Source organism: Shinella sp. BE166 (assembly GCF_051201095.1).
GTDB classification, from domain to species: domain Bacteria; phylum Pseudomonadota; class Alphaproteobacteria; order Rhizobiales; family Rhizobiaceae; genus Shinella; species Shinella lacus.
This window is the reverse complement of sequence record NZ_JBPEHL010000004.1, coordinates 615,624-640,785: the sequence shown is the minus strand read 5'-3', so window position 1 is coordinate 640,785 and position 25,162 is coordinate 615,624. Positions and strand designations below refer to the sequence as shown.

Below are 25,162 nucleotides of genomic sequence, written 5' to 3'. Positions count from 1 at the left end.
CAGCAAGGCGCAGCTTCGCCGAGCCGAGAGGCCATGTCGTCGCGCAGGAAATGTCATCGATTGTGATGGGCACAGCGAAGACCTCCACTTCTGCGCTGAACATGGTGCAGCATCGCATCTGTCAAAAATTATTTCAAGCCTAAAGTTTTTTCGTTGATGGCATTGCCTTTGGCCGCCGTCCGGGTGATTTCTATTCCCGTCGGCCATCAAGGGAGGGGTGCAACGATGCTGGAATACCGCATTTCGGACTGGGACAACGCCTATGCCAACGGGGTGAACATCCCGCGTGGCGATCGATGGCCGGAGGCCTGGGTCACGCCCGCCGAGGCGTTCCGAAGCGCGCTATTGTCGGCCGGCCGCGCAAAACTCGACCTTGCCTATGGCGAGCGGCCGAGAAACCGCATGGACCTCTTTCTCCCGGAAGGCGCCGCCAAGGGCCTGGTCGTCTTCGTACACGGTGGATTCTGGCTGCAGCTCGACAAGAGCTTCTGGTCGCATCTGGCCGCAGGCGCCGTCGCCAACGGCTATGCCGTCGCCATGCCCTCCTACACGCTCTGCCCGGAGGTTCGCATCGCGGAAATCGTCAGGGAGGTAGCGGCCGCCATCACCGAAGCAGCAGGACTGGTCGAGGGACCGCTGATCCTGACCGGGCATTCGGCCGGCGGCCATCTCGCCAGCCGGATGATCACCACGACGGCGCCGCTTGCACCTCATGTCCAGCAACGCATCCGCAATGTCGTCTCGATTTCAGGCCTGCACGACCTGCGCCCCCTCCTGTCGACCGCCATGAACGAAAGGCTCGCCATCGACGAGGCGGAGGCACTTGCTGAAAGCCCGGCGCTGCTGCGGCCCATGCAAAATGCCCGCATCACCTGCTGGGTGGGCGGAAGCGAACGCCCGGAATTCCTGCGCCAGAACGCCCTGCTCGCCAATATCTGGACGGGCCTGGGCGCCACAACGGCGACGGTCATCGAGCCGGACAGGCATCACTTTACAATTATCGATGGCCTCGCCGATGCGGGACATGCTCTGACGCGAGCCCTGCTGTCGGAGTGAGTATCGTACGATAAGTCAGACGTCTCCGCTGCCGCTCGACTGGTGGCTCCGACGGCCTCAGCGTTTCGACTTCTTCTTCGTGAACTGCCGATGGTACTCGTCCGCCATCTCCCGCAGCGCACGGCCGATCCGCGCATATTCGTACTCGTTGAGGTTGGCGAGGGAGGCTCTGCCGGAGGGGTGCTGCGTGCCGAAGCCGCGGCCTGGGAGGAGGACGATGCCGGTTTCGTCGGCGATGCGGAAGAGAAGCTCGTTGGCGGTGAAGGTCTTTTTCACCCACGCCGCGAACTCCGAGCCGTAGAGTTTCTGCGCGATGTCTTCGAGGTCGAGCAGCGTGTAATAATCCACCTGGTTCGGGTTCTCGGTGAGTTCGATGCCGAGTTCGCGGTAGAGGGCGGCTTCGCGCCGGCGAATGACCTTCTTCAGCGATGCCTTGTACATGTCGTGCTCGTCCATCAGGGCGAAGAGCGAGAACAGCACCATCTGCACCTGCTGCGGCGTCGAGAGCCCGGCGGTGTGGTTGAGGGCGACCGTGCGGCTGTCGGCGACGAGCCGGTCGATGAATTTCAGCGCACTGACGTCGGTCACGATCGAGTTGTAGCGTTTTTCCAGAGGCTCCCGCGTCTTCTTCGGCAGATCCGCGATCTTCCGGTCGAGCACGTTTTCGCGGTTCGTGGCGATGGCCCCGAGCCGCCAGCCGGTGGCGCCGAAATATTTCGAGAAGGAATAGACGAGGATCGTGTTGTTCGGGCACACCGCGAAAAGCGACTGGAAGTCGTCGGCGAAGGTGCCATAGACGTCGTCGGTCAGGATGATGAGGTCCGGCCGGTCGTTGGCGACGATGTCGGCGATCTTCTTCAGGCTGCGCTCATCGAGCTTGACGGAGGGCGGGTTGCTCGGATTGATGCAGAAGAACACCTTGATGGCGGGGTCCTTCAGCTTTTCCAGTTCCGAATCGGGATATTGCCATCCGGCAGCCGGGTCCGCATTGATCGCGACTTCCTTCAGGCCGTACTCGTCGAGCTGCGGGATCTCGATATAGGGCGTGAAGACGGGCAGGCCGATCGCCACCTTGTCGCCGCGCTCGACGAGCCCGTTCTGCTTCATGGTGTTGAAGATATAGGTCATGGCGGCCGTGCCGCCTTCCACTGCGAAGACATCGACATCGCCGGCCGGCGTGAAGCCGCCGATCATTTCCTTGACGAGATATTGCCGGACGATCTCTTCGCTCACCCGCAGCATGCGGGGCGGGACGGGATAGTTACAGCCGAGGATGCCTTCGACCATCTCATGCAGGAACTGCGAGGCGGAAAGGCCAAGCTGGTCGCGGACATAGGACAGGCTGCGGCTCAGGAAGACGACGCCCTCCTGGTCGCGATGCTCGCTGATGAAGCGCTCGAACCGGCCCTCGATGCCTTCGATATTCGGAAGGCCGCCAATGCCCTGCTGCATGTAGGAGTAGGACAGCTCGGCCTCGGCCGTGGCGAACAGGCCGAGCCGGAAGAAGGCCCGGCGGGGAAGGGTGGCCAGGAAGTTCGGGTTGCCGCGCCCGGCATTCAGCATCGTCTGGTTCTTCTTGCTCGTGGCCAGCTTGATGAGCTCGTCCTTGAGCTCGAACGGGCTCAGCTTGGCGTATTGGCTGTAGTCGGTCATGGGGCTTTCTCCGAAGGCTTTTGCTTTGACGTTTCCGCATTGTCCGACGCCGAAGCGATCCCGCTTCGGCTGGAAATGCTCTGGGGTCGGTCATACGAGGGCGACGACGAGTGGCCCGAGCAGGGTCAGGAACACATTGGCGAGGGCGTAGGTGATGGCGAAGGATGTCGTCGGCACGGAATTGCCGGCCTTGTCGAGCACCTCGCCGAAGGCGGGATTGGCGCTGCGCGAACCCGAGAGCGAGCCGGCGAACACCGCGACGTTGTCGTAGTGCAGCACGTATCGTCCCACGGCCATGGTGATCAGCATGGGAATGATGGTGACGGCGACGCCGATCAGGAAGATCGACAGGCCGCTCTCGATGATGGTGTGCACCGCCTGCTGGCCGGACTGGAGGCCGACCACCGCAACGAAGCCGGCAAGGCCGAGGTCGCGAAGCAGTGTGGATGCGCCGGTCGGCATGTTGCCGAGCGTCATGTTGCGGCTGCGATACCAGCCGAAGGCGAGGCCCGCCAGAAGCGCGCCGCCGCCGCTGCCGAGCGTCAGCGGGATCGAGCCGATGCGCACGACAAGAAGGCCGATCAGCAGGCCGACGACGATGCCGAGGCCATGGAAGACGAAATCCGTCTTGTCGCTCGGCACGAGAACTGGCCCGACGCGCTTGGCGATGCGCTGGAGATCCTCCTGGAGGCCGTAGACCGTGACGATATCGCCGGCCTCGATCCGGGTTTTCGCTTCGAGAGGCAACGGGGTGCCGCCGCGCTTGACCGAGAGCACGAAGACACCGTGCCGCAGGTCGCGCGTTGCGTCGATGATGTCGGAGACCGTGTGGCCGGCGAATTCGGCATTGGCGACGACGACGTCGCGCGTGGCGAGAACCATCTCCATGCCGTCGGAGGCCTGCAGTTCCGGCCCGACGACGGCCTCCAGCCCGACGACGCCGGAGCGGCGCCCGACGACGAGCACGATGTCGCCGCGCTCCAAAACGAAGCCCGGATCGACGCCGACGATGCTGCCCTTGCGCTTGATGCGCTCGACGGCGATCGGGGCGGCCGTGGCGCTGGCCTCCAGGTCGGCGACCGTGCGGCCGGCCGCCTTCTCCACCGTGAAGAGGCGCCCGACGAGATCCGGTAGGGCAGCGCTTTCGCCCGGGCCGAAGACCTGCGCGCCGGCCAGCATCTCGGCCTGCGCCTTGACGGCGTCGTCGCGGATGCCGCGGCCCATGAACCAGGGCAGGATGTTGACGCAGACCAGGATCGCGCCGAAGGATCCGAAGATGTAGGTGACCGCATAGCCGATCGCCACATTGGCCTGGAGCGCCTGGGTCTGGTCCGCCGAAAGGCCGAGCTTGCCGATCGCCGAGCTTGCGGTGCCGATGATCGCCGACTGGGTGAGCCCGCCTGCGGCAATGCCGGCAGCGAGGCCCTTATCGAGCGAGAATATCTTGGCGAGCACCACCACCGTGGCAAGGCCGCTCAGCGCCAGCACGGCCGCCATGACGATCTCGCGAATGGATTTGCGGCCGAGCGAGCGGAAGAACTGCGGCCCGCTCTCGAAACCGACGGCATAGATGAACAGTGCGAAGAGCACGGTCTTAATGCCGTTGTCGATCGTCACGCCGACCTGGCTGAGGACGACGGCGACCAAAAGCGAGCCGGCGACGCCGCCAAGCTGGAATTTGCCGAATTGGAACTTGCCGATCCAGTAGCCGCCGGCAAGGGCGAGGAAGAGGGCAATCTCGGGGGATTGCTGGAAGATCGAGTGCAGATAGTTCATGCGTTTTCCCACTTGCAGCCGCGCGGCACTCCGCTTCCGGCACGCTAAATGAGTTTTGCAAAACTGCAACTATAACTCGTATGTGTCGTTTTGACTGGAACGCCAGGGTGAATGAGTTTCAGCACAACCTGCGGAAAATGTGCCGTTTTTGAACGCAGCCTCCGTCGGCCGAATGAACGGCTTGGCTGGTACGTTAGAAGAATTGAGTATACCTGGCCCCGCCAGCGCAGGAATTTCAGGAATTGTCAGTGAAGCCGAGTGGTGAGGCCTGCTTCCGGACAGGGGAGCACGCCCTATGCGGAGGGGGACGGCATGACCGGTTCCGGCACGCGACTGCATGTTCTGATGATGGCGGCTGTTTGTACCGTCCTTGTGCTGCTGGGCGCCGGATCGGTGTCCGCGCAGCCCAGTTTCGATTGCGCCAAGGCCTCCAATGCGGTGGAGCATGCGATATGCGGCGATCCGGCTTTGGCGGCGCTCGACGCGGAAATGGCTGCCGCCTATTCGCAGCAGCGTTCCGCGGCTGAAGGCAAGGCGGCCGAGAAGCTGGTGGCGGACCAGCGCGCCTGGATGCGCAAGCGAAGCCGATGCCGCGGCGATGAGGCCTGTCTTGCGAAACAGATGCGCGAGCGCATCGCCGAACTTCGTCAGGTGCCCGAAACGCAGACCGCGGCGCTTGCCTGTCCCGAGGCACTTAACGAGGCCCGGGCGATGGTCGCCGGCATCCAGTTTACCATCGGCATGACGCAGAAACTGACGCCGGGCACGGGCTTCCTATTTGGTTATCAGCTCCGGGCGGCAAAACCCGCACCCTTGCCGCTTTTCATCGTCGCCGATTTTCCGGCGGCCACGCGTTTCAAGGGCAAGGGTTTTCTGCCGCTGACGGCTGGGGCGAAGGGGCCGGATGGCCTGAAACATGCCGGCGAGCGCACGCGCGCCATCATTCCGCTGCATGGGCGCATGCCCGCGGCAAGCGGCGCCATCACCGTCTTTCTCCTTTCCGCCGGCCCGCAGGATATCGGCGTCAGCCTCGTGACGGGCGGCGCCTGTGGCGAGCATGTGCTGCGCACGGAGCGTTCACCGCGCCTGACGGTGGAACTCGGGCTGCCGGAAATCGTCATGCAGGACCGCTTCACGAGCGATGCGCTGGACGAGGTTCTGGCCGACGCTTCCGGGCGCTACGAGATGAAGGTCTACAAGGACCGCTACGACGTGTTCGACCGCGAGATGGGCGCTCTGCTCTTCTCGCGCGCAGGATTGCAGCCGCGCTTCTCACCGACGGGACGCTTCGTGGCAGCGGTGCGTTCGATCGACAGGCGGCTGGAGGTCATCGACCTCGCCGATGGTGCCGTCGTCCAGAACCTGCGTCCCGGGATGCTTGCCTGGGCACGCAACGACAGTTTCATCGTGCTCGGGGCGGAAATTCGGCAGATGGAGAATTCCGTCGTCTCCACCCTCAACGGCGATATCGGCACCGGAACCTATATGCGGAACATGGGGGTCGGCTGGCGCACTGAAATCGTGCTCGATGTCGATCGCATGTTCGCGGCGCTGACCGGCCCGAGCGCCGACGGCACCAAGGACGGCGGGCGGTTCTGGGACATCGTCTCCGGCGCGGTTTACGACCTGGAGGAAAGCGGGCCGGGTTACTACTTGTCGGCCTCGCAAGGGAATTTCGGCGACTTCGACCCCGACGGCGCGCGAAAAGCGCTTCGCCAGCTCGTCAGGACCCATCGTGGCATCGATATCCCTCTGGAAAAACACCTCTGGCGTTTCGGCGAGCCGATACGCGTCACGCATGGCATGGAGAGCTATCTCGTCAATGCGTCCGCGCCGGACGAGCAACTGTTCGTGCCCGTCGACAAGCTCGTTCGCAAACCCCTGCTGGAGGGTACGGCGGTCGTGGCTGCGGATGACCGATGCGGGAATGCAGGCGATGGCCGTGGTCTGGCGCGCGCCGAGGGTGGCGTGTTCTGCGGGGTCCAGATCGCCGGGCGCGGCCTTGGGCGCCTGCCGCAAGGGTCGTTCCAGCCTTCCGAGGCGACGGTCTTCGACCGGATCGGCGCCGTCATCGGCGCGATCGACCGGGTGTCGTCGGTCGCTCACAGCATCTATGGTCACTATATGGATGTGAATGCCGAGCGAAAGCCGAAGATCGATACGCTCATCGATGCCGTCGCGCGGACCGCTCCCGCCATCCGCCAGCGCTTCAGCACCGTCGCCCCGGAAAACATCGCCTTCGAATGCAAGACCTCCGCCGAGGCGTTCGACCCGGCCTCGATCGAACAGGCCTGGCGCTGGGGGGAGGGGGAACAGGCCCATGCGCTGCTGTTTGCCAATTGTTATGCCGGCAGCTCCAGGGTCAGCATGGCCGGCCTCATCCTGGTTTCGCGCGACCTCATCGTGAACATCGACCGCGAACTCGTGCCGGAAGGCGCGTCCTACGATACCAGCGCGTTCGGGTGGAGCTCGACGGATGCGAGCGAGATCCGGGTCTTCGCGGTGCGCGACGACCGGATTCTCGTTTCCGCCAGCTATATCGGACGGGCCGCCTTCATCGATACGCGCACCGGCAAGCGCGTCGGAAACCTCATCCCTCTTGCCGATCCGACTCTGGTGCGCGCCATGCGCCTGACCCGGGACAGCCGGTTTCTGGTGCAGCTCAATCATGACGGCCGCTTCGCCGTGTTTCGCGCCGGGACGGGCGAGCAGATCCTGGGTGGGGCGCATATCGATGACGAGATCGTCGTCATGCTGCCCGATGGTCGGTTCGACACGACTTACGAAGGGGCGCATGCGCTCAATGTGCGTTTTGCCGGGATGCCGGCTTTGCAGACCGTGCACCAGTTCGGGGCGGCCCTCCATCGGCCAGGCCTTGCGCAGGCGGTGCTCGAAGGGCGGGAGATCGCCGCACGGCCGGAAACGCTGGGTTCGCCGCCGCTGGTTTCCTTCACGGTGAGCGTGGCCGAGGCCGGAAAACGCCGCCTGGCCGTGAGCGCCACGGACGATACCGGGCTCGCGCGGCTGCGTGTATTCGTCGACGGTCGGCTGATCACCGAGCGGAATGTGCAGGGACAAGCGGCGGAAGAGGTCTTCGACATTGACGATCCCGGCGGCAGCCGGTGGATCACCGTGCTTGCCGACGATGCCGACGGCTTGGTCAGCACTCCGAAAGGCCTGCTCCTGCCGCCGCCATCGCGCGGGCAGGGGCGTCTTCGCGCGGTGCTCGTCGGGATAGACGCGTATGCTGGCGATCCCGGCATTCCCGCACTGTCCTTCGCGCGCAGCGATGCGGAGCGTCTGAAAGCGGTTCTGGCGGGCGTCGGTGGCCATCGTGAGGCATTGCCGGAACTGACCGTGCTGAGCGACCGTGCCGCGACGGGCGAAGCGATCCTCAAGGCGGTGGCCGATGCCGTCGCCGCGACGGGGCCGGACGATACGTTGCTCTTCTCTTTTGCCGGCCACGCCGTCGGTTCCGGCGGCACGGGCACGACCGGCGACCTGCTGCTCGCCCTGCCGGATACGCGCACCGGCGCGTTGCGGGAGACCGCGCTTGCCTGGAGTGACGTCGCGGCGGTGCTGTCCAAGGCGAAGGGAACGGTGGTGATCCTGCTCGACGCCTGCCACACCGGCCTTGCCGGCAGCAGCGCCTTTGCCACGAACGACGATGTCGCCGGTGCCTTGCTGACGTCGGCCGGCGCGCCCATGGTCGTGCTTGCCGCGTCGAAAGGGCGGCAGGTGGCGCTGGAAAGTGCCGGAAAGGGCGGCGGCGTCTTCACCTCGGCCATTGTCGAGGTGCTCGGGACTGGCCGCGGCACGGCGGACGTCGATGCCAATGGTGTCATCGACCTCGGCGAATTCTACTCCGCCGTCAAATCGCGCGTGCTGCGCGACACCCAGGGCCGGCAGAGCCCGTGGCTCGCGCGAAACCTCCTGGTCGGCGACATGAGTTTGTTTTGAGCCGGTAAAATCCACCCGCGCCGATCTCGGCAAGGGGTATGAGAACAAGATATCGTCGGTTATGCTCCGAGCAAATTGGCAGAGCAGCGTGTCCGAGCGCACCACGCGCCGGTCCGAAAAGGGGGGGGAAAGCATGGCTGACGCAAAGATGATGGCGCAGATGTCCGGCAAGGAGGGTTTTATTGCCGCCCTCGACCAGAGCGGCGGTTCCACCCCCGGTGCCTTGCGTCTCTATGGCATTGCCGACACCGATTATAGCGGCGACGAGGCGATGTTCCGCCTGATGCACGAGATGCGCGTGCGCATCATGACGGCGCTCGCTTTCTCCGGCGACAAGGTGATCGGCGCCATCCTGTTCGAAAAGACCATGGACGGCGAGGCCAAGGGCAAGCCGGTTCCCTCCTATCTGTGGGAAGACCGCGGCGTCGTGCCCTTCCTCAAGGTCGACAAGGGGCTGGCCGCCGAGGAGAACGGCGCGCAGGTGATGAAGCCGATGCCCGATCTCGACGCGCTGCTCGCCCGCGCCGTGAAGAAGGGCATTTTCGGCACAAAGATGCGCTCGGTGATCGCCCATGCCGACAAGGCCGGCATCGCCGCCGTGGTGAAGCAGCAGTTCGAGGTGGGCCGCCAGATCCTCGGCCACGGCCTCGTGCCGATCATCGAACCGGAAGTCTCGATCAAGAGTGCCACGAAAGAGGAGGCCGAGGCGATCCTGCGCGACGAGATCGCCAGCCAGCTCGACGCGGTGCCGGCGGGCGAGCAGGTCATGCTCAAGCTCACCATCCCGACGGTTGCGGATTTCTACAAGCCGCTGATCGCCCACAAGGCGGTCGCCCGTGTCGTGGCCCTGTCGGGCGGCTACAGCCGCGCCGATGCTTGCGAAAAACTCAGCCGCAACCACGGCATGATCGCCAGCTTCTCGCGCGCGCTCACGGAAGACCTGCGCCTGCAGATGAGCGATGCCGAGTTCGACGCCAGCCTCGGCCGGACGATCGACGAGATCTATACCGCGAGCGCCGTGAAGGTCTGATCGGGCGAAGCTAGACCGCCGCGCCGCGGTGCAGGCTGCGGTAGCGGGCGGGCGAGTGGCCGAGGATACGGCGGAAGGTGGCGGCGAAGGCGCTGTCCGAGGCATAGCCCAGCGATTGGGCGATGCGCGGCAGGGGTTCGTCGCCGCGCCGCAGCCGGGCGGCCGCGAGCCGCATGCGCCATGCCGCAAGATAATCGATCGGCGAGGCGCCGACGGTGTCGCGGAACCGTTCGGCAAAGGCCGAGCGTGATTGGCCGGCAATGCCGGCGAGCTCGTCCACCGTCCAGCGGCGCGCCGGATCGGCATGGATGGCCCGCAGCGCCGGGGCAAGGCGACGGTCGGTGAGGCCGGCGAGCCAGCCCGGATGCCGCGATGTCTCGCGGGCGAGGTAGGCGCGCAGCACATGGATGAAGATCAGGCGCAGGAGGTCGTTGCAGGCAATGCGTGACCCCGGTGCCGTGCTGTTCCACTCCGCATCCAACTGTTCCAGCAGCCAGGCGATCGGCCCGGCCTCTTCGCGCGCGATGACGACGACCGGTGGCAGGGCATCGGTCAGGAGCGTGCCGTCCACCGTATCGAGGTTCACGCTGCCGCCGAGAAGCACGAAATCCTGGCCGTCGCCGACCATCACATCGAGGCTGCCGCCGATGAAGACGTCGCGCGCCTGGATGGGTTTGACCCGCGGATCGCTGCAAAGCGTAAAAGCCTTGCCGCTGACCACCAGGCAATCTCCCGCCTCGATGCGCATCGGCGCTTCGCCTTCCGGGATCACCCAGGCGCCGCCGTGGCGGATGGCGTTGAACTTCACATAGGACGGCGGCGGGAAGGCGACGGACCATGGGCCGCCGGCAGCGAAGCGCACGGAGAAGAGCGCGCGCGCATCGATGGCGCTCAGCACGTCGGACAGGGCATCCTGTGCATTCTGGACGATCACGACAAAAACCTGGAGTTTGCAAGCTGGAGACGCCGAAACTTTACCCGATATGAAGCACGGACACCAGCACGAGAGAACGAAGGAGTGACGACATGTCCGAGCAAAAACCCATCGGGTCCCGTTTCAATGCCGCCAGCACCGCCGAGGAGGTGGTCGCGGGGATCGACCTTTCCGGCAAGACGGCGATCGTGACCGGCGGCTATTCCGGCCTCGGCGTCGAGACGACGCGCGCGCTCACCGGCGCCGGCGCCACGGTCATCGTGCCGGCGCGCGACCGCGCCAAGGCGGAGCGCACGTTGGCCGGCATCGACAATGTGCGCATCGAGGCGATGGATCTTTCAGACCCCGCATCCATCGCCGCCTTCGCGGACAGGATCGTCGCGGCCGGCACGCCGGTATCGATCCTCGTCAACAGCGCCGGCATCATGGCGACGCCGCTGGCGCGCGATGCCGAGGGGCACGAGAGCCAATTTTCGACGAACCATCTTGGCCATTTCCGGCTGGTGGCGGGGCTTTGGCCGGCGTTGGTTGCGGCCGGCGGCGCGCGGGTCGTTTCGGTCTCCTCGCGCGGGCACCAGATCGGGCCGGTCGATTTCGACGATATCGATTTCCGCACGCGCGCCTATGACAAGTGGCAGGCCTATGGTCAGGCGAAGACGGCGAATGCGCTCTTTGCGCTGGGACTCGACCGGCGCGGGACGGAGCATGGCGTGCGCGCCTTCTCGCTGCATCCGGGTGTCATCCTCACCGATCTCGCCCGCCATCTCAGCGAAGAGGAGATCAATGCCTTCGACGTCTATGACGAGAACGGCAACCGCCGTGTCGACCCCGCGCGCGATCTGAAGAGCCCGCAGCAGGGTGCCGCAACCAGCGTCTGGGCGGCGACACGCCCCGAACTCGACGGCATCGGCGGCTTCTATTGCGAGGATTGCGAGGTGTCGCTCCCGCAGGGCGAGGCGGCAGGCAACAAGGGCGTGGCGCCCTGGGCGATGGATCCGGATGCGGCGGAGCGCCTCTGGGCGTTGTCCGAACGGCTGACAGGTGTTTCCCTGGTTCGCGCCGCAAGCTGAGTGGCTTTTGCCAGAAGCAACGATTGGCGCCCGCAAAAGGGGCGCCAATCACAAAACCGTGTCGGGGAAGAAAAGTTTTGCGACCTGTGGGATGAGACGCGGTAGTTGATCGTCTTAGCAATAAGACCGATATCGAAAGCATGCCGTTCATGTCCGACCATCTGAAGCGCTTCGCCGCCTATTACCGCCCGCACCGGGGCCTGTTTGCGCTGGATTTCGGCAGCGCCGTCGCCGCCGGCCTGCTGGAACTGGCCTTTCCCGTCGCGGTGACGCTCTTCATCGACCGGCTGCTGCCGACCGGGCGGCTCGATCTCATCGCGCTGGCCGCTGTCGGCCTGTTCCTGATCTATCTCATCAATGCCGGCCTTCAGGTCATCGTGACATATTGGGGCCACATGCTCGGCGTGCGCATCGAGGCCGAGATGCGCCGCAAGGCTTTCGACCACCTGCAAAAGCTCTCCTTCGGCTTCTTCGACAACCAGAAGACCGGCCATCTCGTCGCAAGGCTGACCAAGGACCTCGAAGAGATCGGCGAGGTTGCCCATCACGGGCCGGAAGACCTGTTCATCGCCATCATGACGCTGATCGGGGCGTTCCTGCTGATGCTCTGGGTGCATGTGCCGCTGGCGCTGATTACCGCCGTCATCGTGCCGCTGACGGCCTGGGTCACCACGCATTATGGCGCGCGCATGACCTCCAACTGGCATGCGCTCTACGGCCGCGTCGCCGATTTCAACGCCCGCATCGAGGAGAATGTCGGCGGCATCCGCGTCGTGCAGGCCTTTGCCAACGAGGATCACGAGCGCAAGCTTTTTGCCGAGAGCAACCGCAACTATCTCGTCACCAAGCTCGAAGCCTACAAGGTGATGGCGGCGTCCATGTCGCTGTCCTACCTTTCGATGCGCTTCGTGCAGGTGGTGGTGATGCTGGCCGGCGCCTGGTTCGTGACGCGCGGCGAGCTTTCCGCCGGCGGCTTCGTCGGCTTCCTGTTTCTGGTCAACGTGTTCTTCCGGCCGATCGACAAGATCAACTCGATCATCGAAACCTATCCGAAGGGCATTGCGGGTTTTGCGCGGTACACTCAGTTCCTCGACACGCAGCCCGACATCATGGACCGCGACAGCGCCCGGGAGGCGGGCCGACTGAAGGGCGATATCGAATATCGCGGCGTGCGTTTCGGCTACAGCGCCGAAAGGCCGGTCTTCGACGGGTTGGACCTCGCAATCCAGGCGGGCGAGACCATCGCCTTCGTCGGCCCCTCGGGTGCGGGCAAGACGACGATCTGCTCGCTGCTCCCGCGTTTCTACGAGATCACCGCCGGCGCGATCACCGTCGATGGCATCGACATCCGCGACATGACGCTGAAATCGTTGCGCTCCAATATCGGCATCGTGCAGCAGGACGTCTTCCTCTTTGCCGGCACGATCCGCGAGAACATCGCCTATGGAAGGCTCGATGCCACGGAAGCGGAGATTCTGGACGCCGCGAAGCGCGCCCGGCTCGACGATGTGATCGCCAACCTGCCGGACGGGCTCGACACGATGATCGGCGAGCGCGGCGTGAAACTCTCCGGCGGGCAGAAGCAGCGCCTCGCCATTGCCCGCATCTTCCTGAAGAACCCGCCGATCCTCATCCTCGACGAGGCGACCTCGGCGCTCGACACGGAGACCGAACGCGCCATCCAGCAGTCGCTCGCCGAGCTTTCGGCCGGCCGCACGACGCTGGTCATCGCCCACCGGCTCGCCACCATCGCGAATGCCGACCGCATCCTCGTCGTCGATGATGGCCGCATCGTCGAAAGCGGCAACCATGCCGACCTTATCGCCCGCAAGAACGGACGCTATAAGAACCTCCAGGCCGCGCAGACCGCCAGTGATCCCGTGCTTCATCTGAATCTGAAGCGGTAGCGGATTCGGAAAGCTCTCGGAAGACGAGTCCCGATTGGACCGCGTCGATCGTCCGCGAAGTGGAATCTGTTCGGGCCGGCGGCGCACGGTGCGCCACCTGCGCGGCCAAGCCTTGTCGGGCCGCTGGTCATCGTGCGCTGGCAAGAAAACGATGGCGTCCGCCGGAAACTCGTGCTGATCTGCCGGGCCAATACCCCTACCGTGGGAGCCGGAATGAAGCACAGCATTGCGCATATAGCGCTCGTCGTCCGCGACTACGACGAGGCCATCGCCTTCTATGTCGAAAAGCTCGACTTCGAGCTGGTCGAGGACAGCTACCAGCCCGAGCAGGACAAGCGCTGGGTGGTGGTGCGGCCGCGCGGCGGCAACACCTCGCTGCTCTTGGCGCGCGCCTCTGCCGCCAACCAGGAGGCCTTCATCGGAAACCAGGCGGGCGGACGGGTTTTTCTCTTCCTCTCGACCGACGATTTCTGGCGCGATCACGCACTCTACACCGAGCGGGGCATCCGCTTTGTGCGCGAGCCGAAGCAGGCTGGCTACGGCACGGTGGCGGTCTTCGAGGATCTCTACGGCAATCTCTGGGATCTCGTGCAGTTCAGCGACGGGCGGTGAGGCGAGGGCCGCACTCCTGCAGCCCTTATCCCGGCGTGGCGTTGATGCGGGTGGAGGCGAAGCGCTCGCGCAGCCATTCGGCGGCGGGGCCGCTGGGTTTCTGCTTGTGCCAGACCATTTCGAGGGCGACCGGCCAGTCTGCGTCGTCGAACTGGAGGGCGGGGGTCACGAGATCGTCGATGACCGGGGAGTAGTCGATGATATGGTCCGGCACCAGCGCCCAGCCGATGCCCTGCTTGACCATTTGCAGGATCACCCAGTGGCTTTCCACCCACCAGACTTCGGCGGCGGTGCGCAGGCGCTGTTTTTCCGGGCCTTCGCTGCGCACGGCAACCATGAGCTGCCGATGGCGCTTCAGCTCCTCCCAGTCGACCGCCGTCCCGGCCAGCGGATGGTTCCGGCCGCAGACCAGCTTCAGCGGCACCCAGCCGATCGTGTGGAAGGCGAGCGCCGCCGGCAGTGTCTCCTGCCGCCACATCACGCCGATATCAGCCTTGCCGTCGAGCACCAGCCGGCTGACATCCTCCATCATCGGGAACAGCAGCTCCAGTTCCACATGGGGGAACCGCTCGGCGAATTCGGCAAAGAGCGTGCCCAGCGCCCGCTCCGGATAGAGCTCGTCGATGGCGACGACGAGGCGCTTTTCCACATGGGCCTCGAAACTGGCCGCGACGCCGATCAGGTGCTCGCGGCGATCGAGGATGACCTTCGCTTCCGCCAGTAGGCGCTCACCCGCCGGTGTGAGGACGGGATTGCGCGAGGCGCGGCTGAAAAGCTGGACGCCGAGATCGTCCTCCAGGCTCGACACCAGCACGCTGATCGCCGACTGCGCCTTGCGCAGCGCCCGACCGGCGGCGGAGAAGGAGCCGTGCTCGGCGGCGGCCGCGAAGGCCTCCAACTGTTCCATCGAAACGGTCATCTATCGCAAATCCGGATAGTAGCTAACTTTATAATTGGCGATATTGAGATAGAAGGCGCGCAAGTCAACGAAAACAACAAAAGGATAGACGTCATGTCCATGCGCACTTTCCCCGATCGCGTCCGTCATGCGGTCCTCTTCGAGGCGTTCGGCCTCGCGATCTTCGTTCCCGTGGCGGCGGCGCTGTTCAACCAGCCGGTCGGCCATATGGGCGTCGTCGGCGTTGTCTCGGCGACCATCGCGACGCTGTGGAACTTCGTCTACAATCTCGGCTTCGACCACGCGATGCTGCGGCTCGTCGGCCATACGCGCAAAAGCCTGAAGGCGCGCATCGTGCATGTGCTGCTGTTCGAGGGCGGCCTGCTCGCCATCCTCATTCCGCCGATCGCCTGGTATCTCGGCATCACCGTGTGGCAGGCGCTGATGATGGACATGGCGATCGTCGGCTTCTATGTGGTCTACACCTTCGCCTACAACCTCGCCTATGACCGGGTCTTCCCGGTGCCGCAGGCCGCACAGCCGGCCTGACGGATATCAGCGGCCGCTCTCCTTGATGGATTCCATCGCGACGGAGGTGGAGGTGCTTGCGACATTCGGCAGGCTCGAAATCTTCTCGCCCAGCACCTCCCGGTATCTGCGGATATCGGAGGTGCGGATCTTGATCAGGTAGTCGAAGCGGCCGGCGATCATATGGCACTCCTCGACTTCCTTGATCTTGCGCACCGCATTGTTGAAGGCGATGAGCGCTGCCTCCTTCGTGTCGGACAACTTGACCTCCGCGAAGGCGACATGGTCCAGTCCGAGCTTCTTCGGATTGAGCACGGCGCGGAAGCCGTCGATGTAGCCGTCGTTGATCAGGCGTTGCAGGCGCAGCGTGCACGGGGTCTTCGAAAGGCCGACGATTTCCGACATTTCGGTGATGGAAATGCGTGCATTTTCAACGAGAAGATCGAGGATCTTCCGGTCTATCGCATCGATTTCACTAAAAACTTGCTTTGTCTTGGACATTAAGACCACCAAATCCGGATTCATTTGGAGATAGTTCTCGTTTGAAGCCTTATATTGGTGAGAAAGTCCCGTAGCAATCCACTATGTTCCCGGCCAGCGCCACGAGGGTGGAATGCGCCGGCAGGCGATGTATTCTGCGCTCGGATGGAATGGCCGATAGCCCGAGATGGTGATGAAAATGGTCCAGTCTGCAAACGAACACAACACGCCCGCTTTCGCCGATTTCGCACCGCCCATCCGGGCGCAGAGCGAGCTCCGGCAGCGCATCACTGCCGCCTATCGCATTCCCGAAGTAGAGGCCGTGCGGCCGCTTCTCGACCAGGCGACGCTGCCGGACGAGGTGACCGCCCGCATCCGCGAGACGGCCCGCAAGCTGATCGTCGCGCTGCGTGCCAAGCACAAGGGCTCCGGCGTCGAGGGGCTGGTGCATGAATATTCGCTCTCCAGCCAGGAGGGCGTCGCCCTCATGTGCCTTGCCGAAGCGCTGCTGCGCATTCCCGATAACGCCACCCGCGACGCGTTGATCCGTGACAAGATTTCCGAAGGCGATTGGAAGTCGCATATGGGGGGCGGCCGTTCGCTCTTCGTCAATGCCGCGACCTGGGGCCTCGTCGTCACCGGCAAGCTGACCTCGACGGTCAACGACCGCGGCCTTTCCGCTGCGCTGACGCGCCTCATCGCCCGCTGCGGCGAGCCGGTCATCCGCCGCGGCGTCGACATGGCCATGCGCATGATGGGCGAGCAGTTCGTCACCGGCGAGACGATCGACGAGGCGTTGCGCAATTCGCGCGCCATGGAGCGCAAGGGGTTCCGCTACTCCTACGACATGCTCGGCGAGGCGGCGACGACGGCTGCCGATGCGGAGCGCTACTATCGCGACTACGAGAACGCCATTCATGCCATCGGCAAGGCCTCCGCCGGCCGCGGCATCTATGAAGGCCCCGGCATCTCGATCAAGCTTTCGGCGCTGCATCCGCGTTACGTGCGGGCCCAGGCCGGGCGCGTGATGGGTGAATTGCTGCCCAAGGTGAAGGCGCTGGCGGCGATTGCGAAATCCTACAATATCGGCCTCAACATCGATGCCGAGGAGGCCGACCGGCTGGAACTGTCGCTCGACCTGCTGGAAGAGCTTTGCCACGATCCAGCCCTTTCGGGCTGGGATGGCGTCGGTTTCGTCGTGCAGGCCTATGGCAAGCGCTGCCCCTTCGTGCTCGATTTCATCATCGATCTCGCCCGCCGCTCCAGCCGCCGCATCATGGTGCGCCTCGTCAAGGGCGCCTATTGGGATGCCGAGATCAAGCGCGCGCAGCTCGACGGCCTGGAGGAATTCCCGGTCTATACGCGCAAGATCCACACGGACGTCTCCTATATCGCCTGCGCGAAAAAGCTGCTGGCGGCGACGGATGCGGTCTTTCCGCAGTTCGCCACGCACAATGCCCAGTCGCTCGCCACGATCTACCAGCTCGCCGGCCCGGATTTCCGCGTCGGGCAATACGAGTTCCAGTGCCTGCACGGCATGGGCGAGCCGCTTTATGACGAAGTGGTCGGCGCGGAAAAGCTCAACCGGCCGTGCCGCATCTATGCGCCGGTCGGCACGCATGAGACGCTGCTTGCCTATCTCGTCCGCCGCCTGCTCGAAAACGGTGCGAACTCCTCCTTCGTCAACCGCATCGCTGATCCGGCCATTTCGGTCGATGAGCTGATCGCCGATCCGGCCGCAGTCGTACGCGCCATGCCGGTGCCGGGCGGAAAACATGACCGGATCGCCCTTCCGGCAGAGCTTTACGGCAAGGGCCGGCTGAACTCCGCCGGTCTCGACCTGTCGAACGAGACGGTGCTCGCAGCGCTTGCGCAGGACCTCGCCAAGACCGCCGCCGTCGAATGGCAGGCCGTGCCGCAGATCGCGGATGGTTCCAGCGATGGCGAAAAGCGGGCGGTGCTCAACCCGGCCGACCAGTCCGATGTCGTCGGCTATGTGACGGAAGCCTCCAGCGAGGGCGTGGCGAAGGCCGCGAAGCTGGCGCTGGCCGCCGCGGCCGAATGGGCTGCCGTGCCGCCGCGCGAGCGTGGCGACCGCCTCGACCGCGCCGCCGACCTGATGCAGGCGAAAATCTCGACCCTGATCGGCCTTGCCATCCGCGAGGCCGGCAAGTCGGCGGCCAATGCCATTGCCGAAGTGCGCGAGGCGATCGACTTCCTGCGCTACTATGCGGAACAGGCGCGCCGCACGCTCGGCGCCGCCCACCCGCCGCTAGGCCCCATCGTCTGCATCAGCCCGTGGAACTTTCCGCTGGCGATTTTCTCCGGCCAGATTGCGGCCGCGCTCGTCGCCGGCAATCCGGTGCTGGCAAAGCCTGCGGAAGAGACGCCGCTGATCGCCGCGGAAGCTGTGCGCATCCTGCACGAGGCCGGTATTCCGGCCGGCGCGCTGCAATTTCTGCCGGGTGATGGCCGCGTGGGCGCCGCCCTCGTTGGTGCGCCGGAGACGGCGGGCGTCATGTTCACCGGCTCGACCGAGGTCGCCCGCCTCATCCAGAAGGAGCTGGCGGGTCGCCTGTCGTCCTCGGGAAAACCCATTCCGCTGATCGCCGAAACCGGCGGGCAGAATGCCATGATCGTCGATTCGTCGGCGCTTGCCGAACAGGTGGTGGCGGATGTCATCGCATCCGCCTTCGACAGCGCCGGCCAGCGCTGCTCTGCGTTGCGCGTTCTCTGCCTTCAGGAAGACGTTGCCGACCGGACGCTGACCATGCTGAAGGGCGCGCTCGCGGAACTCAAGATCGGCCGCACCGACCGGCTGAACGTCGATACCGGCCCGGTCATCACGGCGGAAGCCAAGCAGAACATCGAGGGGCATATCGAAAAGATGCGCGCCCGCGGCCGCAAGGTCGAGCAGGTGGCGCTGCCGGCGGAAGCCGCGCGCGGCACCTTCGTCTCGCCCACCATCATCGAGTTGCAGTCGCTTGCTGATCTGGAGCGCGAGGTGTTCGGCCCGGTCCTGCATGTCATCCGCTTCAAGCGCGAAGACGTCGATCGCCTGATCGACGACATCAACGCCACCGGCTACGGCCTGACCTTCGGCCTGCACACGCGTCTCGACGAGACGATCGCCCATGTCACCAGCCGGGTGAAGGCGGGCAATATCTATGTGAACCGCAACATTATCGGCGCCATCGTCGGCGTGCAGCCGTTCGGCGGACGGGGGCTTTCGGGCACGGGTCCGAAGGCTGGCGGGCCGCTCTATATCGGCCGCCTCGTGCAGACGCCGCCGGTGCCGCCGCAGCATTCGTCGGTGCATCTCCAGCCGGCCGTGACCGATTTCGCGCAATGGCTGCGCGGCAATGGCAAGGCCGAACTGGCGGACCGCGTGCGCGATCTCGGCAGCAATTCGGCGCTCGGGCTGGATCTCGAACTGCCCGGTCCCGTCGGCGAACGCAACCTCTATTCGCTTCATCCACGCGGCCGCATCCTTCTCGTGCCGGCGACGGAGGAGGGGCTTCTGGCCCAGCTCGGTGCCGTGCTCGCCACGGGCAACAAGGCGGTGGTCGATACGGCCTCCGGCCTCAAGGCAAGCGTGTCCGATCTGCCGGCCAACCTCGCCGCCCTCATCACCTGGTCGACCGATTGGGCGGCCGATGGTCCCTATGCGGGTGCGCTGATCGAAGGGGATGGCGACAGGGTCGTTGAGGCCGCGCGCCGCATCGCGACGCTGCCGGGTCCACTCGTCCTGACGCAGGCTGCCTCCACGCAGGAAATCCAGGCGGGCAGCGAAGCCTATTGCCTGAACTGGCTGCTCGAAGAGGTCTCGACCTCGATCAACACGGCAGCCGCCGGCGGCAATGCCAGCCTGATGAGCATCGGCTAAGGTCTCATTTGCAAAGCCCGCTACCGCCACGAGAGGGCGGTGGCGGTCCTAGGCTGTCTGCCAGGCCTTCAGCACCCGCACGCCTTTCGCCTCCACCCCGGGCCAAAGCTGCAAGAGGTAACGGTCGTCGCCTTCCAGCCCGTCGGTGCTGAGCGTGTCGAGGCCGGCGAGGCTCGCCCGAATGCCGAGCGGTCCCGCCTTCACGGCAAGCCGCGGAGAGTCCGTTTCGTTCTCGGTCATGCCGGCAAGCACCAGTTGGCCCGACGGGCAGGTGATGCCCGCCTCGACGACGTGCTGGTGGCTGTCGAGATCGAGGTCGGGGCGTTGCTGGTGCCATTCGACGCAGACCGGCACCATCATGTTGCGCACGGTGTGAAGGATGACGGCATGCGGCCCGGCCATGAGGTGGCACGCGATCGTCTCTTCCGTGTAGTCGTCGGGCAGGTCCGCATGCGCTTCGTCGCGCAGGTAAATCTGGAAATAGTCGGCGAAGATGTCGCCCTGGTACAGAATCCGAAACATGTGCACCTCTGCCGGCCCGGTGGAATGTGCCCCTGGGCTTTGCCCGGAACGCGCAGACCTATCATAGAGACGGCCGAGACCCTGTCGAAATTCGCGAAATGTGGGTCATCGGGGCGCGGCGGGCGCGTGGCGCCCGCGGGGGCGCTAATCGAGTATATCGATTAATCGTGGCCTTCCGGTCATCTTGCCGGGAGGTTTTATCCTCTGGATACTGCCGCGAGAAAAAGCCATTGAGGGGTCCGCTGGTATGGCACATATCGCCGAAGCCGTAATCGACAACATCGCCGACCGTATCGACCGCCTTGTGGCGGACCATCGGCCGGGGCACGGCCTCGCCCGCGCGTTCTATCAGGATCCGGACATCTACCAGCGCGATATGGAGCGGGTGTTTCGCCGTCACTGGCACTGTATCGCGCATGAGAGCGTCATTCCGAACATCAACGATTTCGAGGTTTTCCGCATCGATACCGAGCAGGTGATCGTGACGCGCGCGGCGAATGGCTCGATCAACGCGATCCTCAACGTCTGTCGCCATCGCGGCGCGGAGGTCTGCACCAAGCAGAAGGGCAATGCCCGCGTCTTCGTCTGTCCCTACCACGCCTGGACCTATGGCAATGACGGGAGCCTGCGGGCCGCCCGCCTGATGCCGAAGGATTTCAAGCGCGAGGACCATGGGCTGAAGACGCTGCATGTGCGCGTCGTCGAAGGGCTGATCTTCATCTCCTTCGCCGATGAGCCGCTCGATTTTTCCGAGGTGGAGCGCCTGCTGCATGCGACCTGCGGGCAATATGGCTGGGCAAGCGCGAAGATCGCGCATCGCGAAACCTATCCGGTCGATGCCAACTGGAAGCTCGCCGTGGAAAACTATGTCGAGTGTTACCATTGCGGCCCGGCGCATCCGGAATATTCGCAGACCCATGCACTGGAGCAGCCGCTGCACATGATCGAGGCGCTGAATGCTGCGATGGAGGAGCGCACCTGCGCGCTCGGCATCGAGGTCGGCTCCGGCAACCATTGGCAGACGTCGCGCGAGGGCCGCGAGGCGATCCATGCCTTCCGCTATGCGCTTTATGACGGCGTGCAGAGCGGCAGCGAGGACGGCACGGCGGTCGCACCGCTGATGGGCCGTTTCTCCGATTTCGACGGCGGCGTTACCTCCATCCATCTCGGCGGCACGACCTTCCTCGTCTGTTATCCCGACCACGGCATGATCTACCGCTTCATCCCCAAGACCGCGCAGAGCTGTGAGATGGAGCTGATCTGGCTCGTCGACGGCAAGGCGGAAGAGGGCACGGATTACGACCTCGAAAAGCTCACCTGGCTCTGGAAGGTCACCACGGCGGAAGACAAGGCGATCATCGAGCACACGGCGCGGGGCGTTCAGTCGCATTATTTCGTACCCGGCCCGATCGCGCCGATGGAGCAGAACGAGTTGCGCTACATCGACTGGTATCTGGACGAGATCAGCCGGCCGAACGGCAAGGCGTAAGCCGCGGGCGTGCCGGATTTTCCGGCATGCGCCTTCCTTATCCCCAAGCGATATTGCGGCCAAACATCATAGTTGTTGACGCATTTTTTACCTCGTCTACTATATCTTGTGTTCGAGGTTCTTCCGATTCGAGAGGATCGGAAGCTAAGACGGGAATCCGGTGGGGCCATGATGGCCCTGTCAATCCGGAGCTGCCCCCGCAACTGTAAGCGGCGAGCGTTCGTTCGATAAGCCACTGGGGCGCAAATGCCTTGGGAAGGTGAACGGATGCGCCGACCCGCAAGCCAGGAGACCTGCCTCGCGCATGAACGTCCACGGGCGGGGTGCCCGGCAGGCGAACGATGGGTTGCGGAAGGATGCCGCCCTGTCGTTTCCCGAGTGGCCCCCGCATGAATTGCTTCGGGGTGAAGTCCATGTCGATACAGTTTCCAGCATATCCGCGCGAGTAGGCGGTAGTCCCGGCCGCGCGCCTGCGGCTGCCTGATTCATTTCCAGTCCATCGCACGGCCATCGGCGGATGACCGGACGATCTCCCATGCCAATTGCCCGACGCGCAATTGCAAAGTCACGAGGAAAACAATGTCCATCACCGTCTACAGCAAGCCCGCCTGCGTCCAGTGCACCGCGACCACCCGCGCGCTCGACCGCCAGGGCATCGATTACAGCGTCGTCGATATTTCGGAGGACACCGACGCCTTCGCGCTCGTCCAGGGTCTCGGCTACCGGCAGGTTCCGGTGGTGGTTGCCGGCGAGCAGCATTGGGCCGGCTTCCGCCCCGACATGATCAGCGCGCTCGCCTGAGCCGCGGACGATGGGCGATCTCGTCTATTTTTCCACGCGGTCGGAAAACACCCATCGCTTCGTCGAAAAGCTCGGCCTTTCCGCCGCCCGCATTCCCCTTCGCGCCGATGAGGCGCTGAAGGCGGCCGCACCCTTCGTGCTCGTCGTGCCGACCTATTGCGGCGAGGACGGGAAAGGCGCCGTTCCCAAGCAGGTGATCCGCTTCCTCAACGATGCGGACAACCGGTCGAACCTTCGCGGCGTGATTGCCGCGGGCAACAGCAATTTCGGCGCGACCTTCGGTATCGCCGGCGACGTCATCTCCGCCAAATGCGGGGTGCCCTATCTCTACCGCTTCGAGCTTCTGGGCACCGCGGAGGACGTCGCCAATGTCAAAGACGGATTGGAACGATTTTGGACACGATGACGCTTGAAAAGCCGGCAAAGGTTCCGGAAATCACGGCGCTGGATTACCACGCGCTCAACGCGATGCTAAATCTCTACGACGAGCACGGAAAAATCCAGCTCGATAAGGACCGCATGGCGGCCAAGCAGTACTTTCTCCAGCACGTCAACCAGAACACCGTGTTCTTCCATAACCTCAGGGAAAAACTCGATTATCTGGTGACCGAGGGCTATTACGAGCAGGAGGTGCTGGACCAGTATTCGTTCAACTTCGTGCGCGATCTGTTCGACCACGCCTATGACAAGAAATTCCGCTTCCCGACCTTCCTCGGCGCCTTCAAATATTACACGTCCTATACGTTGAAGACCTTCGACGGGAAGCGCTATCTGGAGCGTTACGAGGACCGCGTCTGCATGGTGGCGCTGGCGCTCGCCCGCGGCAACGAAGCGCTGGCCCGCGATCTCGTCGACGAGGTCATCTCCGGCCGTTTCCAGCCGGCGACGCCGACCTTCCTCAATGCCGGCAAGAAGCAGCGCGGCGAGCTCGTCTCGTGTTTCCTGCTGCGCATCGAGGACAACATGGAGAGCATCGGCCGCTCGATCAATTCGGCGCTCCAGCTTTCCAAGCGCGGCGGTGGGGTGGCTTTGTCGCTGACCAACCTTCGCGAGATGGGCGCGCCGATCAAGCAGATCGAGAACCAGTCCTCCGGCGTCATCCCGGTGATGAAGCTCTTGGAAGATTCCTTCTCCTATGCCAACCAGCTCGGCGCGCGGCAGGGGGCAGGTGCGGTCTATCTCAACGCCCACCACCCGGACATCATGCGCTTCCTCGACACCAAGCGCGAAAATGCCGACGAGAAGATCCGCATCAAGACGCTGTCGCTCGGCGTCGTCATTCCGGACATCACCTTCGAACTCGCGAAGAACAACGAGGACATGTACCTGTTCTCGCCGCATGACGTGGAGCACGTCTACGGCGTCGCCTTCAGCGAAATCTCGGTGACGGAGAAGTACCGCGAGATGGTCGAGGACGCCCGCATCAAGAAGAAGAAGATCAAGGCGCGCGACTTCTTTCAGGTCATCGCCGAAATCCAGTTCGAGAGCGGCTATCCCTACATCATGTTCGAGGACACGGTGAACCGCGCGAACCCGATCGCCGGCCGCATCTCCATGAGCAATCTCTGCTCGGAAATCCTGCAGGTCAGCGAGGCGAGTGAGTTCAACGACGACCTGTCCTATTCGAAAATGGGCAAGGATATTTCCTGCAATCTCGGCTCGCTCAACATCGCGGCCGCGATGGACTCACCCGACTTCGGCCAGACGATCGAGACCTCGATCCGCGCGCTGACGGCGGTCTCCGAGATGAGCCACATCTCCTCCGTACCCTCCGTCGAGAAGGGCAATGACGACAGCCACGCCATCGGCCTCGGCCAGATGAACCTGCACGGCTATCTCGCCCGCGAGCGCATTTTTTATGGCTCGGAAGAAGGCATCGACTTCACCAATATCTATTTCTACACCGTGACGTACCACGCCGTGCGCGCCTCCAACCGGCTGGCGGTCGAAAAGGGCCTCAGCTTCAAGGGTTTCGAGAACTCGAAATATGCCTCCGGCGACTATTTCGACAAATACACCGAGGCCGAATGGCTGCCGGCGACGGAGAAGGTGAGGGGCATTTTCGAAGAGGCCGGCATCCATATCCCGACGCAGGAAGACTGGCTGGAACTGAAGAAGGCCGTCATGGACGGCGGGCTCTACAACCAGAACCTCCAGGCCGTGCCGCCGACGGGCTCGATCTCCTATATCAACCACTCGACCTCCTCGATCCACCCGATCGTCTCGAAGATCGAGATCCGCAAGGAAGGCAAGATCGGCCGCGTCTATTACCCGGCCGCCTTCATGACGAACGACAATCTCGACTACTATCAGGACGCCTACGAGATCGGTCCGGAGAAGATCATCGATACCTATGCGGCGGCCACCCAGCATGTCGACCAGGGCCTGTCGCTGACGCTGTTCTTCCGCGACACGGCGACGACCCGCGACATCAACCGCGCGCAGATCTACGCCTGGAAGAAGGGCATCAAGACCATCTACTACATCCGCCTTCGCCAGATGGCGCTGTCCGGCACGGAAGTGCAGGGCTGCGTTTCCTGCGCGCTGTGACATCGGGGAA

18 protein-coding genes and 1 riboswitch are annotated in these 25,162 nt (G+C 64.1%); of the genes, 12 read left to right on the top strand and 6 right to left on the bottom strand.

From position 1 onward, the window contains the following. Positions 1-225: 225 nt before the first annotated feature. Complete coding sequence (locus J2Y63_RS13780) at positions 226-1,056, top strand: alpha/beta hydrolase (protein WP_435266527.1); 831 nt, start codon at positions 226-228, stop codon at positions 1,054-1,056. 57 nt (positions 1,057-1,113) lie between these two features. Here J2Y63_RS13780 and J2Y63_RS13775 read toward each other — a convergent pair whose 3' ends face one another. Both J2Y63_RS13775 and aspT read right to left on the bottom strand, forming a co-directional pair. Beyond that, positions 1,114-2,709: a bifunctional aspartate transaminase/aspartate 4-decarboxylase gene (locus J2Y63_RS13775; protein WP_435266526.1), complete on the bottom strand. Its 1,596-nt coding sequence runs from the start codon at positions 2,707-2,709 to the stop codon at positions 1,114-1,116. Between the two features lie 90 nt (positions 2,710-2,799). Further along, positions 2,800-4,485, bottom strand: a complete 1,686-nt coding sequence (gene aspT, locus J2Y63_RS13770; RefSeq protein WP_435266525.1) for an aspartate-alanine antiporter — start codon at positions 4,483-4,485, stop codon at positions 2,800-2,802. Positions 4,486-4,797: 312 nt separating this feature from the next. Between aspT and J2Y63_RS13765 the strand changes: the two genes are divergently transcribed. Next, positions 4,798-8,445, top strand: a complete 3,648-nt coding sequence (locus J2Y63_RS13765; protein WP_435266524.1) for a caspase family protein — start codon at positions 4,798-4,800, stop codon at positions 8,443-8,445. A gap of 133 nt (positions 8,446-8,578) precedes the next feature. Next, positions 8,579-9,475: a fructose bisphosphate aldolase gene (locus J2Y63_RS13760; RefSeq protein WP_435266523.1), complete on the top strand. Its 897-nt coding sequence runs from the start codon at positions 8,579-8,581 to the stop codon at positions 9,473-9,475. A gap of 10 nt (positions 9,476-9,485) precedes the next feature. Here J2Y63_RS13760 and J2Y63_RS13755 read toward each other — a convergent pair whose 3' ends face one another. Then, a complete protein-coding gene (locus J2Y63_RS13755; RefSeq protein WP_435266522.1) occupies positions 9,486-10,409 on the bottom strand; it encodes an AraC family transcriptional regulator in 924 nt (307 codons plus the stop codon). Positions 10,410-10,501: 92 nt separating this feature from the next. Between J2Y63_RS13755 and J2Y63_RS13750 the strand changes: the two genes are divergently transcribed. The 3 genes from J2Y63_RS13750 to J2Y63_RS13740 all read left to right on the top strand — a co-directional run bounded on the left by J2Y63_RS13750 (position 10,502) and on the right by J2Y63_RS13740 (position 13,998). Next, entirely contained in the window at positions 10,502-11,479 is a 978-nt protein-coding gene (locus J2Y63_RS13750; protein ID WP_435266521.1) for an oxidoreductase, read from the top strand. A gap of 149 nt (positions 11,480-11,628) precedes the next feature. Continuing rightward, complete coding sequence (locus J2Y63_RS13745; protein ID WP_435266520.1) at positions 11,629-13,386, top strand: ABC transporter ATP-binding protein; 1,758 nt, start codon at positions 11,629-11,631, stop codon at positions 13,384-13,386. A 213-nt stretch (positions 13,387-13,599) separates the two neighbouring features. Then, a complete protein-coding gene (locus tag J2Y63_RS13740; protein WP_435266519.1) occupies positions 13,600-13,998 on the top strand; it encodes a VOC family protein in 399 nt (132 codons plus the stop codon). Between the two features lie 25 nt (positions 13,999-14,023). Here the strand turns inward: J2Y63_RS13740 and J2Y63_RS13735 are convergent, their stop codons facing one another. After that, positions 14,024-14,917 carry a LysR family transcriptional regulator gene (locus J2Y63_RS13735; RefSeq protein ID WP_435266518.1) on the bottom strand — a complete coding sequence of 298 codons (894 nt, stop codon included), beginning with the start codon at positions 14,915-14,917 and terminating at the stop codon, positions 14,024-14,026. Between the two features lie 93 nt (positions 14,918-15,010). On the opposite strand from J2Y63_RS13735, the gene J2Y63_RS13730 reads away from it, so the two are divergent. Continuing rightward, positions 15,011-15,445, top strand: a complete 435-nt coding sequence (locus J2Y63_RS13730; RefSeq protein WP_435266517.1) for a PACE efflux transporter — start codon at positions 15,011-15,013, stop codon at positions 15,443-15,445. Between the two features lie 6 nt (positions 15,446-15,451). Here J2Y63_RS13730 and J2Y63_RS13725 read toward each other — a convergent pair whose 3' ends face one another. After that, positions 15,452-15,925, bottom strand: coding sequence for an Lrp/AsnC family transcriptional regulator (locus J2Y63_RS13725; protein WP_256119636.1), 474 nt, complete (start codon positions 15,923-15,925; stop codon positions 15,452-15,454). Between the two features lie 178 nt (positions 15,926-16,103). Here J2Y63_RS13725 and putA point away from each other — a divergent pair, with 178 nt between their 5' ends. Beyond that, complete coding sequence (gene putA / locus J2Y63_RS13720; protein ID WP_435266516.1) at positions 16,104-19,790, top strand: trifunctional transcriptional regulator/proline dehydrogenase/L-glutamate gamma-semialdehyde dehydrogenase; 3,687 nt, start codon at positions 16,104-16,106, stop codon at positions 19,788-19,790. A 48-nt stretch (positions 19,791-19,838) separates the two neighbouring features. Here putA and J2Y63_RS13715 read toward each other — a convergent pair whose 3' ends face one another. Beyond that, positions 19,839-20,312: a hypothetical protein gene (locus tag J2Y63_RS13715; RefSeq protein WP_435266515.1), complete on the bottom strand. Its 474-nt coding sequence runs from the start codon at positions 20,310-20,312 to the stop codon at positions 19,839-19,841. Positions 20,313-20,559: 247 nt separating this feature from the next. Between J2Y63_RS13715 and J2Y63_RS13710 the strand changes: the two genes are divergently transcribed. The 4 genes from J2Y63_RS13710 (at position 20,560) to nrdE (ending at position 25,152) form a co-directional block, all read left to right on the top strand. After that, on the top strand, positions 20,560-21,801 hold the full coding sequence (locus J2Y63_RS13710; RefSeq protein WP_435266514.1) for an aromatic ring-hydroxylating oxygenase subunit alpha: 1,242 nt from the start codon (positions 20,560-20,562) through the stop codon (positions 21,799-21,801). 98 nt (positions 21,802-21,899) lie between these two features. Then, a riboswitch (cobalamin riboswitch) is annotated at positions 21,900-22,116 on the top strand. A 264-nt stretch (positions 22,117-22,380) separates the two neighbouring features. Then, positions 22,381-22,602: a glutaredoxin-like protein NrdH gene (gene nrdH / locus J2Y63_RS13705; RefSeq protein ID WP_435266513.1), complete on the top strand. Its 222-nt coding sequence runs from the start codon at positions 22,381-22,383 to the stop codon at positions 22,600-22,602. 10 nt (positions 22,603-22,612) lie between these two features. Next, a complete protein-coding gene (gene nrdI / locus J2Y63_RS13700) occupies positions 22,613-23,008 on the top strand; it encodes a class Ib ribonucleoside-diphosphate reductase assembly flavoprotein NrdI (RefSeq protein ID WP_435266512.1) in 396 nt (131 codons plus the stop codon). After that, positions 23,005-25,152 carry a class 1b ribonucleoside-diphosphate reductase subunit alpha gene (gene nrdE / locus J2Y63_RS13695; protein WP_435266511.1) on the top strand — a complete coding sequence of 716 codons (2,148 nt, stop codon included), beginning with the start codon at positions 23,005-23,007 and terminating at the stop codon, positions 25,150-25,152. The genes nrdI and nrdE overlap by 4 nt, the downstream gene beginning before the upstream one ends. The last annotated feature ends 10 nt before the right edge of the window (positions 25,153-25,162 follow it).